This is a genomic window from Pseudomonas sp. IPO3747, assembly GCF_013385245.1.
GTDB classification, from domain to species: domain Bacteria; phylum Pseudomonadota; class Gammaproteobacteria; order Pseudomonadales; family Pseudomonadaceae; genus Aquipseudomonas; species Aquipseudomonas edaphica.
In genome coordinates, this window is record NZ_JACAQL010000002.1 from 888,800 (window position 1) to 900,479 (window position 11,680).

Here is an 11,680-nt window from a genome sequence, read left to right on the forward strand (position 1 = left end):
AGGACCTAACTATCCAACCTGAGCACTGCAAGGAAGGCTTCTTGTGGAATTTCCACGTTGCCCACTTGCTTCATGCGTTTCTTACCGGCCTTTTGCTTCTCAAGCAGCTTGCGCTTACGGCTTACGTCACCGCCGTAGCATTTGGCCAGTACGTTCTTTCTGAGTGCCTTGACGGAGGTCCGTGCAATGATCTGCCCGCCAATGGCGGCCTGGATCGCGACATCGAACATCTGGCGCGGAATCAGTTCTTTCATCTTTTCGGTCAACTGGCGACCTTTGTAGTGCGCGTTGTCCTTGTGCACGATCAGCGCCAGTGCATCCACCTTGTCGCCGTTGATCAGCACATCCAGTTTCACCAGATTAGCCGATTGGTAACGGTCGAAATGGTAATCCAGCGAAGCATAGCCGCGACTGGTGGATTTGAGACGGTCGAAGAAGTCCAGAACCACTTCGTTCATCGGCAAATCGTAGGTCACTTGCACCTGGGTACCGAGGAACAACATGTCGTGCTGCACGCCACGTTTTTCGATACACAGGGTAATAACGTTGCCCAAGTGCTCTTGCGGAACCAGGATATTGGCCCGCACGATCGGCTCGCGCATGTCTTCGATGGAGGACAGATCCGGAAGCTTGGACGGGTTGTCGACGTAAATCGTTTCACCGGTTTTCAGCGCCAGCTCAAAAATAACCGTCGGCGCCGTGGTGATCAGGTCCAGGTCGTATTCGCGCTCGAGGCGCTCCTGGATGATCTCCATGTGCAGCATGCCCAGGAAACCGCAGCGGAAGCCGAAGCCCAGGGCATCGGAGCTTTCCGGGGTGTACTGCAACGACGAGTCGTTGAGGGTCAGCTTCTGCAGCGCTTCGCGGAAGTCTTCGAAGTCGTCGGAGCTGACCGGGAACAGGCCGGCGTAAACCTGCGGCTGGATGCGTTTGAAGCCCGGCAGCACGTCGACGTCAGGGGTGGAGCTCAAGGTCAGGGTGTCACCCACTGGCGCACCGTGAATGTCCTTGATACCGGCGATGATGAAGCCCACTTCACCGGCTTTGAGGTCGGTGGTGGCGGTGTGTTTCGGGTTGAATACACCGACGCTGTCCACCAGGTGGATCTTGCCGGTGGATTTGACCAGGATCTTGTCGCCCTTCTTCACACGGCCGTGGCGCACGCGTACCAGGGAAACAACGCCCAGGTAGTTGTCGAACCAGGAGTCGATGATCAACGCTTGCAGCGGATCTTCGTAGTTGCCGGTAGGCGCAGGAATGGTCTTGACCAGGCGCTCGAGCACTTCGTCAACGCCCAGGCCGGTCTTGGCGCTGCACTCGACGGCGTCGGTGGCGTCAATGCCGATGATTTTTTCGATTTCTTCTTTAACGCGGTCAGGATCGGCCTGGGGCAGGTCGATCTTGTTCAGTACCGGCATGACCTCAAGGCCCTGCTCGATCGCGGTGTAGCAGTTGGCCACGGACTGGGCTTCAACACCCTGGCCGGCATCGACCACCAGCAAGGCACCTTCACAGGCGGCCAGCGAACGGCTGACTTCGTAGGTGAAGTCAACGTGGCCAGGGGTGTCAATGAAGTTCAGCTGGTACTTGATACCGTCTTTTGCGGTGTAGTACAGGGTAACGCTGTGGGCCTTGATGGTGATGCCGCGCTCGCGCTCGAGGTCCATGGAGTCCAGGACCTGGGCTTCCATTTCACGCTCGGCAAGGCCGCCGCACATCTGGATGAATCGATCGGCCAGCGTCGACTTACCATGGTCAATGTGGGCGATGATGGAGAAATTGCGGATATGACTCAAATCACTCACGGATCAACACTCAAAAAGGCTGCAGGCAGATTGCCCGCTGAAAAATAGCCGGGAATTGTACCTGATGCTCGGGCCGGGCGTCATCTTTGCTGACCAGAACAAAAATGCCCCGGTCATATGAGCGGGGCATTTTTTGTGCATAAGCGCGGTATCAACCGGCCCGGCGCAACAGCCAGAACCCGGCCACGGCGCAGACCGCCGTCGGTACCAGCACCGCAAACAGCGGCGAGAAACCGAATACCAGGCTCGACGGGCCAAGCAGGTCCTGGGCGATGCGGAAGGTAAAGCCCACCAGCACGCCGGTAAACACACGCTGGCCGAGCGTTACCGAACGCAGCGGGCCGAAGATGAACGAAATAGCCATCAGCACCAACGCGGCGGTGACCAGCGGCTGCAACACCTTGACCCAAAATGCCAACCAGTAACGGCCATTGTTCAGGCCCTGATCCTTGAGATAGTGGATGTAACTCCACAAACCGGAGATCGGCAGGCTTTCCGGGATCATGACCACGGTATTGAGCAGTTCCGGCTTCAGGGCAATGTCCCACTGTTCAGACGGCACATTGATCACTTCGGTGTAGGCCTTGATGCCCTGCCCCACATTACGGAAATACGTCGTGGTGACATCGTACAGCTCCCATTTCCCCTCGTCGTACTGCGCACGCTTGGAGAAACTGGAGGTCAGCATATGCCGCTCTTTGTCGAACGTATAACGCGTCACACCCACCAGCAAACCGCCCGGTTGCACGGCGTTGATGTGAATAAACTCATCACCCTGGCGGTGCCACAGGCCGTGCTTGGCGCTCTGCGCATCCCCCGAACCCTGGGCCAGGGCACGATTGGCCTGGGCCGTGGCTTCAGTCGGTGGTGCTACGTACTCGCCGATCAGCACACTGCACGCCATCAGCAACAGCATGGGTTTCATGACGGCCCAGACGATGCGGCCGATGGAAACGCCCGCCGCTCGCATAATGGTCAATTCGCTGCTGCTGGCCAGGCTGCCCAGGCCGATCAGGCAGCCGATCAGCGCCGCCATCGGCATCATGTCGTAGAGGCGACGCGGTGCGGTCAGCGCCACGTAGCTCAATACGTGGGTGACGGTATACGTGTCGGTGACGTTGCCCACTTCATCAATAAAGGCAAACAGGCAAGCCAGGCCAAGGATGATGCCCAATACCGCCAGGATGGCGATCAGTACGCTGCTACCAATGTAGCGGTCGAGCTTAGCCACGAGCCAACTCCTTCAGGCCACGACGGCTCTTCATTTTCAAACGGATAGGTTCCCAGTAGAGCAGCCCCAGGCCGATCACCAGGAAGATCCCGTGCACCCACCACAGGCCCAGGGTTGGCGACAGCTTGCCCTTCTCCAGGGAGCCACGGGCGGAAATCAGGATGGTCAGGTAAGCCATGTACAAAAGGATCGCCGGCAACAGCTTGAGGAAGCGGCCCTGGCGCGGGTTGACGCGCGACAGCGGCACCGCCATCAACGTCACGATGAACACCAGCAGCGGCAGGGAGAGTCGCCATTGCAACTCGGCAACGGAGCGCAGCTCGGGATTACCGATCAGCGATAGCGTCGGCAGTGCATCGCGGTCGGTGACCTCTTCACTGATGTCAGGCTTGGCCAGCATTACACCATAAGTGTCGTATTTGACCGCCCGGTATTCCGCCAGCCCAGGGCTGCCGTCGTAGCGGTAGCCATTTTCCAGGATCAGGTAGCGGTTACCGTCAGGGCGTATTTCCTGGCGCCCGCTGTTGGCTACCAGAATCGAAATACCGCGGTCCTTCTGGTTCAGGCCGAGGTTTTTCTGCGAGATGAACACACCGCCAAGGTTAGAGCGGTCGTCGGTCATGGTTTCGGTATAGGTGACCCGCGTGCCGTCGTTGAGCGCCTGGAAGCGCCCGGGCTCCAGGGTATCGAACTCGGTCATCGCGTCCTGCTTGTTCAGCAGCAACTGGAACTGCATGGCGCCCTGGGGCGCCAGGCTCATGCTCAACCAGGCCACCACCAGCGCAACGCCGGTGGCCGGCACCATGGTCATGGCCAGCAGACGCTGCTGGCTCATGCCGGTGGCCGAAAGCACGGTCATTTCACTTTCAAGGTAAAGCCGGCCATAGGCCAGCAGGATGCCGAGAAACAGGCCAAGCGGCAGGATCAGTTGCAAAAAACCCGGCAGGCGAAAGCCCATGATCAGGAACAACGAGCCCGGATCCAGGGCGCCCGAGGCTGCCTGGGCGAGGAATTTGACGAAACGACCACTCATGGTGATGACCAGCAATACCGCACTCACGGCACTCAGGGTCAACAGGACTTCGCGGGACAGATAACGGAAGACGATCAAACCAGACACTCCAGGGTTGTCAGGCTAAGGCGGCCAAACAAGCAAGCATACCGAGTCGACCCACATGCACGGGCCGGCTAAAAAGATTGCGCATTATCCTGTGATTGACCGCGCCTGTCACGGTGCTTGCTCATACGCGCGCACAAAGCGTGCTGCAAGGGTTGTCAGGCTGCTCTGGCGAGGTTCAAACTGCGGCCTTTGTCGCGGGCGGTTTACAAAGCTGCCAAGCATCAAAGCCTGCGTACAGACGCCAGGCTCACAGACCTTAAATAAGGGACCCGAAAATGGAATTGGTTGTAAAAAGCGTTAGCCCCGAAACGTTGAAAACCGCCACCCTCGTGGTCGCCGTCGGCGAAGGGCGCAAGCTCGGCGCCGCCGCCAAGCAACTGGACGAACTGAGCGGCGGCGCCATCAGCGCGGTCCTCAAGCGCGGCGACCTGGCCGGCAAAGTCGGCCAAAGCCTGCTGTTGCAAAGCCTGCCCAACCTCAAAGCCGACCGTGTATTGCTGGTGGGCGTGGGCAAGGACGCCGAACTGGGCGACCGCCCGTTCCGCAAGATCATCAGCGGTATCCTCACCACTCTTAAAGGCCTGGGCGGCACCGATGCGGCGCTGGCCCTCGATGAAATCGTAGTAAAAGGCCGCGACAGCTACGGCAAGACCCGCCTGCTGGCCGAAAGCCTGGTGGACGGCGGTTACGTCTTCGACCAGTTCAAGAGCCAGAAGGCCGAACCGCGCGCCATCAAGAAAATCACCCTGCTGACCATCAAGGCCGCCCAGGCTGAAGTCGAGCGCGCCGTCACCCACGCCACCGCCATCGCCAACGGCATGTCGTTTACCCGTGACCTGGGCAACCTGCCGCCGAACATCTGCCACCCAACCTACCTGGGCGAACAAGCCAAGGCGCTGGGCAAGGAGTTCAAGGGCCTGAAGGTTGAAGTGCTGGACGAGAAGAAGATCAAGGAACTGGGCATGGGCTCGTTCTATGCCGTGGGCCAGGGCAGCGACCAGCCGCCACGCCTGATCGTGATGCAATACAACGGCGGCAAGAAGTCCGAGAAGCCTTACGCGCTGGTCGGCAAAGGCATCACCTTCGACACCGGCGGCATCAGCCTCAAGCCGGGCGCCGGCATGGACGAAATGAAATACGACATGGGCGGCGCCGCCAGCGTGTTCGGCACCCTGCGTGCCGTGCTGGAACTCAAGCTGCCGATCAACCTGGTGTGCATCCTGGCCTGCGCCGAGAACATGCCGAGCGGTGGTGCTGCACGCCCGGGTGACATCGTCACCACCATGAGCGGCCAGACTGTCGAGATCCTCAACACCGACGCCGAAGGCCGTCTGGTGCTGTGCGACGCCCTCACCTACGCCGAACGCTTCAAGCCACAGGCCGTGATCGACATTGCCACCCTGACCGGTGCCTGCGTGGTCGCCCTGGGCGCTCACACCTCGGGCCTGCTGGGTAACAACGACGAGTTGATCGAGCAACTGCTCAGCGCCGGCAAGGCTGCCGACGACCGCGCCTGGCAACTACCGCTGTTCGACGAGTACCAGGAACAACTGGACAGCCCGTTCGCCGATATCGCCAACATCGGCGGCCCAAAAGCCGGCACCATCACCGCCGCCTGCTTCCTGTCGCGCTTCGCCAAGAACTTCAACTGGGCGCACCTGGACATCGCCGGCACGGCCTGGACCAGCGGCGGCAAGGACAAGGGCGCCAGTGGCCGTCCGGTTCCTCTGTTGACCCAGTACCTGCTGGATCGCGCCAAAGCCTGAAACTGAAGATTCCGGGGCGGCCTTCACGGCGCCCCGGTCTCAGGAACCGCAATGACCCAAGTCGACTTCTATATATTGCCCAGCGCCGATCCCTCTGCGCGCCTGGACTTTGCCTGCAAACTTACCGAAAAAGCCTGGCGCATGGGCCACCGCATCTACCTGCATTGCAGCGATGCCGCTCAGCGTGAAGACCTTGACGCCCGCCTGTGGCGCTTCAAGGGCGAAAGCTTCGTGCCCCACGGCCCCGCCGAGTCCGAACCCGAAGGCCTGATTGTGCTGGGTTTGGGCGACAACTGCGGCGATCACCAAGACCTGCTGGTGAACCTCGACCTGAAAGTACCGGCCTTTGCCAAGGCTTTTGCCCGCGTGGCGGAAGTGGTGGTCGAAGACCCGGCTATTCGTCAGGCCGCGCGGGAGAGTTTCCGTTTCTACCGCGAACAGGGCTATCCTCTGCAAGATCACCGGCTACAACGACTTTGAGCACACGATGGACACTCCAAACCCGCTAAAAAAAGACGACCACTTGCTGGACGACCTGGAGTCGATCCGTCAATTGCTCGGTGATGATGAGTTGCAACCGCCGCTGCTGACCGAATCGGTCGAGGGCGAGGTACAGATTCCGCTGTTGTTCGACATGGTCGGTGGCAAACCTGCCGCACCTGAACCTGTCACACCAGCCCCCACTGCAGAACCGGCACCCGCCGCAGAAAAAGCCCCCGACGCGTTGCTGCTGCACCTGGACAATGAACTGCGTGCCGCCGCGCAACTGATCATGCAGGATGTGATCGACGACTTTGCCCCGCATATTGAAGCCGAGATCAAACGGCGAATGGATGCGCGCATGGAGCGGTTGCTCAGCCAATACCAGTCCTGAGCCTTACTTAGATCCCTGTGGGAGCTGGCTTGCCTGCGATGGCGGTTTCTCAGTCAAACCCTTCGGCGACTGCCACACCGCCATCGCAGGCAAGCCAGCTCCCACATTTGCTCAACATACATCTCTAGCCCGTCTTCGCCTCGCCCTGCGCCTTATCCCCCGTTATACTTGTCGGCTTTCCTGAATTAATGCCAACTAGGGTCCCGCCGCGCATGGATAAGACCTACCAGCCGCACGCCATTGAAACTTCCTGGTACAACACCTGGGAGTCCGAGAATTACTTCGCCCCACAAGGTGCCGGCGAGTCCTACACCATCATGATTCCGCCACCGAACGTCACTGGCAGCCTGCACATGGGCCATGGCTTCAACAATGCGATCATGGATGCGTTGATCCGTTTCCGCCGCATGCAGGGCCGTAATACCCTGTGGCAACCGGGTACTGACCACGCCGGTATCGCCACACAGATGCTGGTGGAACGCCAGCTCGAAGCCACCGGCCAAAACCGTCACGACCTGGGTCGCGAAAAATTCCTGGAGAAGATCTGGGAGTGGAAAGACCAGTCCGGCGGCAACATCAGCCGTCAGATCCGTCGCCTCGGTTCGTCTGTGGACTGGAGCCGCGAGCGCTTCACCATGGACGATGGTCTGTCGGAATCGGTGAAAGAAGCCTTCGTGCGCCTGCATGAAGACGGCCTGATCTACCGCGGCAAGCGCCTGGTCAACTGGGACACCAAGTTGCACACGGCAATTTCCGACCTCGAAGTGGAAAACCACGACGAGAAAGGTTTCCTGTGGAACCTCAAGTACCCGCTGGCCGATGGCGCCAAGACCGCTGAAGGCAACGACTACCTGATCGTCGCCACTACCCGTCCGGAAACCATGCTCGGCGACGCCGCCGTGGCGGTTAACCCGAACGATGAACGCTACCAGGCGCTGATTGGCAAGTTTGTCGAGCTGCCATTGGTTGGCCGTCGTATCCCGATCATCGCGGACGACTACTGCGACCCTGAATTCGGCACCGGCTGCGTGAAAATCACCCCGGCCCACGATTTCAACGACTATGAAGTCGGCAAGCGCCACAACCTGCCGTTGCTGAACATCTTCGACAAGAACGCCGCCGTACTGCCGGCCTGCCAGGTGTTCAACCTGGACGGCACGCTGAACGAGAGCATCGACGGCAAGATCCCGGCCGAATACGCCGGCCTCGACCGTTTCGAAGCGCGCAAGCAGATCGTGGCCGCCTTCGACGCCGCCGGTTTGCTGGTAAGCGTTGACGACCACGGCCTTAAAGTGCCGAAGGGCGACCGTTCCGGCACCATCATCGAGCCGTGGCTGACCGACCAGTGGTACGTGTCCACCAAACCATTGGCCGAGCCTGCGATTGCTGCCGTGGAAGACGGCCGTATCCAGTTCGTGCCTAAACAGTACGAAAACATGTACTTCTCGTGGATGCGTGACATCCAGGATTGGTGCATCAGCCGTCAACTGTGGTGGGGCCATCGTATTCCGGCCTGGTACGACGAGTCGGGCAAGGTGTACGTAGGCCGCGATGAAGCCGAAGTGCGTGCCAAGCACAACCTCGGCGCGGACATCGCCCTGCAACAGGACAACGACGTACTCGACACCTGGTTCAGCTCGGGCCTGTGGACCTTCTCGACCCTGGGCTGGCCGCAACAGACTGAGTTCCTGAAGAAATTCCACTCCACCGACGTGCTGGTTACCGGCTTCGATATCATTTTCTTCTGGGTTGCCCGGATGATCATGCTCACCATGCACTTGGTGAAGAACGAAGACGGCACGCCGCAGGTGCCGTTCAAGACCGTGTACGTACACGGCCTGGTGCGGGATGGCCAGGGCCAGAAGATGTCCAAGTCCAAGGGCAACGTCCTGGACCCGCTGGACATCATCGACGGCATCGACCTGGAAACCCTGGTGCAGAAACGCACCTCGGGCCTGATGCAGCCAAAACTGGCGAAGAAGATCGAGAAGCAGACCCGCGACGAGTTTGCCGATGGCATTGCCAGCTACGGCACCGACGCCCTGCGTTTCACGTTCTGCTCGCTGGCGTCCACCGGTCGCGACATCAAGTTCGACATGGGCCGCGTCGAAGGCTATCGCAACTTCTGCAACAAGATCTGGAACGCTGCACGTTACGTGCTGGATAAAGGCGAAGACTGCGGCCAGAACGGCGAAGCCGTCGAACTGAGCCTGGCTGATCGCTGGATCATCTCGCAGCTGCAGCGCACCGAAGCCGAAGTGACCCGCCAGCTCGACCAGTTCCGTTTCGACCTCGCCGCCCAGGCTTTGTACGAATTCATCTGGAACCAGTATTGCGACTGGTACCTGGAACTGTCCAAGCCGGTACTGTGGGACGAGAATTCGCCGATCGAACGCCAGCGCGGCACCCGCCGCACCCTGGTGCGCGTACTCGAAGTGGCGCTGCGCCTGGCGCACCCGTTCATGCCGTTCATCACCGAAGAGATCTGGCAGCGCATCGCGCCGCTGGCCGGTATCGAAGGCAAGACCATCATGCTGCAACCTTGGCCGGTGGCCAATGAAGCGCGCATCGATGAAGCGGCCGAAAGTGATATCGAATGGCTCAAGACCCTGATGATGGGCACGCGTAACATCCGTGCCGAAATGAACATCGGGCCGGGCAAGCCGTTGGCGGTGTTTGTGAAGAACGCCAGCAGCGAAGACCAGCGTCGCCTCACTGAGAACGACGCACTGCTCAAGAAGCTGGCGAAGCTGGAGTCGATCACTGTATTGGCTGCTGGCGAAGATGCGCCGCTGTCTGCGACCGCATTGGTTGGCGAGATGGAAGTGCTGGTGCCGATGGCAGGTTTGATCGACAAAGGCGCGGAACTTGCGCGTCTTGATAAGGAAATTGCGCGCCTGCAAGGCGAAGTGCAGCGAGTGGGTGGCAAGCTGTCCAACGCGGCGTTCGTCGACAAGGCGCCGGCTGAGGTCATCGACAAAGAACGCGCCAAATTGGCCGAAGCGGAACAGGCTTTGGGCAAGCTGGCCGAGCAACATGCGCGAATTTCCAGCCTGTAAGCTGGAAACTGTGTGAAAAAAGAGACCTTCGGGTCTCTTTTTTTTGCTCTTTGTGGGAGCTGATTTGCCTGCGGTGCAGCCGACTCGGTGTAACCGCCAGACCGAGTTGATGCCATCGCAGGCAAGCCAGCTCCCACATTTGAACGAGTTGGCCTCAGGATGTGTGACAATGCCCACCACTTTGAGCCAACACCAGAATCAACATGACCGCCCCCAGCACACCCAAACCACCGCGCAAGAAGCCTAAAACCGCAGCCCCGGCCAAGCCCGTCGCGCCGCGCAAAGAGGCTACCTTGCACCCGCGCAACCGCCACACAGGCCGTTACGACTTCCCGGCGCTGATCAAGACCACGCCGGAACTGGCGAAATTCGTGATCATTAACCCGTATGGCAAAGAGAGCATCGACTTCGCCAGCCCGGACGCGGTGCGGGTGTTTAACCGGGCACTGCTTAAATCGTTCTATGGCATCCAGCATTGGGATATCCCGCAGGATTACCTCTGCCCGCCGGTGCCGGGGCGTGCCGACTACGTGCACTTCCTCGCCGACCTGCTGGCCAGCGTCAACGACGGCAAGATTCCGCGCGGCTCCATCGTCAAGGTGCTGGACATCGGCATGGGCGCCAACTGCGTCTACCCGCTGATCGGCTATATGGAGTACCGCTGGAATTTCCTCGGCTCCGAGGTCGACCCAATCGCTGTGGCCGCCGCCAAGGCCATCGTGCAGTCCAATGACCTGAGCAAGGTCATCCAGTTGCGCCAGCAACCCAACCCCAAGCAGATCCTGCTGGGCTTGCTGGAGCCGGGTGAGCGCTTTGACCTGACCATGTGCAACCCGCCCTTCCACGCGTCCATGGACGAAGCCACCAAGGGCAGCGAGCGCAAATGGCGCGCCCTGGGCAAGGCCGACCCCAAGCGCAAGCTGCCGGTGCTGAACTTCGGCGGTCAATCGGCGGAGCTGTGGTGTGAAGGCGGCGAAGCGCGTTTTGTGACGCAGCTGATCGCCGAGAGCGCGCATTTTGCCCACAAGGTGCTGTGGTTCAGCACGCTGGTGTCAAAAGCGTCGAACTTGCCCGCGATCGAGACAGCCCTGAAAAAAGCCGGCGTGCTGGAAAGCCAGGTGGTGGAGATGTCCCAGGGCCAGAAGCAAAGCCGTTTTGTGGCCTGGACCTTCCAGACCAAGAATGAGCAGCAGATCTGGCGCCAGCGCTGGGTGCGCGACTAACCCAAGAAAGCCCAGCACAAATCGCAGGCAACAAAAAACCGTGCCCGGATCGCTCCGAGGCACGGTTTTTTTTGCTGCGTCTTACTTGTTAACAGCGTCGGTCAGGCCTTTGGCCACAACCAGCTTGATAACTTTCTTGGCAGCGATTTCGATGGCAGCGCCAGTCGAAGGGTTACGGCCAGTACGGGCTGGACGCTCGGTCACTTTCAGTTTGCCAACGCCTGGCAGAGTGATTTCGCCGCCGTTTTCCAGCTGATCAGCAACAACTTGGCTCAGTTGGTCCAGCAGAGCGCGCACGGTAGTTTTCGGTGCGTCTACTGCTTCAGCCAGGTCAGCGATCAGTTGGTCTTTAGTAATAGCCATTGTGGTGTTCCTTCCCTATCAAATTCATATGGATTGCAGAGTGCAGTGTCAGCCGTCGAGCCCGACCGTCATGGCCTGGCACCCCCGGCCATAACCACGGAGATCGGGGTTATAGATGCTTGAAACGGGGATTGGTTCGACCTGACAGATGCTGAATGCACGCTTAACGCCGAGACTTGGCGTAAGACGGGGCAAAACTAGCACAGAGACGGGGAAATATCCGCCTCAACATACCCATT

The 11,680-nt window shown here is 59.7% G+C and carries 9 protein-coding genes; 5 read left to right on the forward strand and 4 right to left on the reverse strand.

All coding sequences use genetic code 11. The features are described 5' to 3' along the window. Positions 1–5: 5 nt before the first annotated feature. From lepA to lptF, 3 genes are all read right to left on the reverse strand, one after another. Positions 6–1,805, reverse strand: a complete 1,800-nt coding sequence (gene lepA, locus HX790_RS05425; protein ID WP_003210439.1) for a translation elongation factor 4 — start codon at positions 1,803–1,805, stop codon at positions 6–8. A 151-nt stretch (positions 1,806–1,956) separates the two neighbouring features. Further along, positions 1,957–3,036: an LPS export ABC transporter permease LptG gene (gene lptG, locus HX790_RS05430; protein WP_017136293.1), complete on the reverse strand. Its 1,080-nt coding sequence runs from the start codon at positions 3,034–3,036 to the stop codon at positions 1,957–1,959. Next, positions 3,029–4,147, reverse strand: a complete 1,119-nt coding sequence (gene lptF, locus HX790_RS05435) for an LPS export ABC transporter permease LptF (protein ID WP_017136292.1) — start codon at positions 4,145–4,147, stop codon at positions 3,029–3,031. Before lptF ends, lptG begins: the two co-directional genes overlap by 8 nt. A gap of 284 nt (positions 4,148–4,431) precedes the next feature. Here lptF and HX790_RS05440 point away from each other — a divergent pair, with 284 nt between their 5' ends. The 5 genes from HX790_RS05440 (at position 4,432) to rlmF (ending at position 11,078) form a co-directional block, all read left to right on the forward strand. Next, entirely contained in the window at positions 4,432–5,922 is a 1,491-nt protein-coding gene (locus HX790_RS05440) for a leucyl aminopeptidase (protein ID WP_017136291.1), read from the forward strand. A 51-nt stretch (positions 5,923–5,973) separates the two neighbouring features. After that, positions 5,974–6,402 (forward strand): DNA polymerase III subunit chi, encoded by a 429-nt coding sequence (locus HX790_RS05445; protein ID WP_017136290.1) that lies wholly within the window; start codon positions 5,974–5,976, stop codon positions 6,400–6,402. Between the two features lie 7 nt (positions 6,403–6,409). Next, the gene (locus HX790_RS05450; RefSeq protein WP_017136289.1) at positions 6,410–6,796 is read left to right on the forward strand and encodes a hypothetical protein; all 387 of its coding nucleotides are present in this window, start codon (positions 6,410–6,412) and stop codon (positions 6,794–6,796) included. 212 nt (positions 6,797–7,008) lie between these two features. Further along, positions 7,009–9,855, forward strand: coding sequence for a valine--tRNA ligase (locus tag HX790_RS05455; protein WP_017135153.1), 2,847 nt, complete (start codon positions 7,009–7,011; stop codon positions 9,853–9,855). 203 nt (positions 9,856–10,058) lie between these two features. After that, positions 10,059–11,078 (forward strand): 23S rRNA (adenine(1618)-N(6))-methyltransferase RlmF, encoded by a 1,020-nt coding sequence (rlmF, locus tag HX790_RS05460; RefSeq protein ID WP_069551850.1) that lies wholly within the window; start codon positions 10,059–10,061, stop codon positions 11,076–11,078. Between the two features lie 81 nt (positions 11,079–11,159). Here the strand turns inward: rlmF and HX790_RS05465 are convergent, their stop codons facing one another. Further along, positions 11,160–11,441 carry an HU family DNA-binding protein gene (locus tag HX790_RS05465; protein WP_003188840.1) on the reverse strand — a complete coding sequence of 94 codons (282 nt, stop codon included), beginning with the start codon at positions 11,439–11,441 and terminating at the stop codon, positions 11,160–11,162. Between the last annotated feature and the right edge of the window lie 239 nt (positions 11,442–11,680).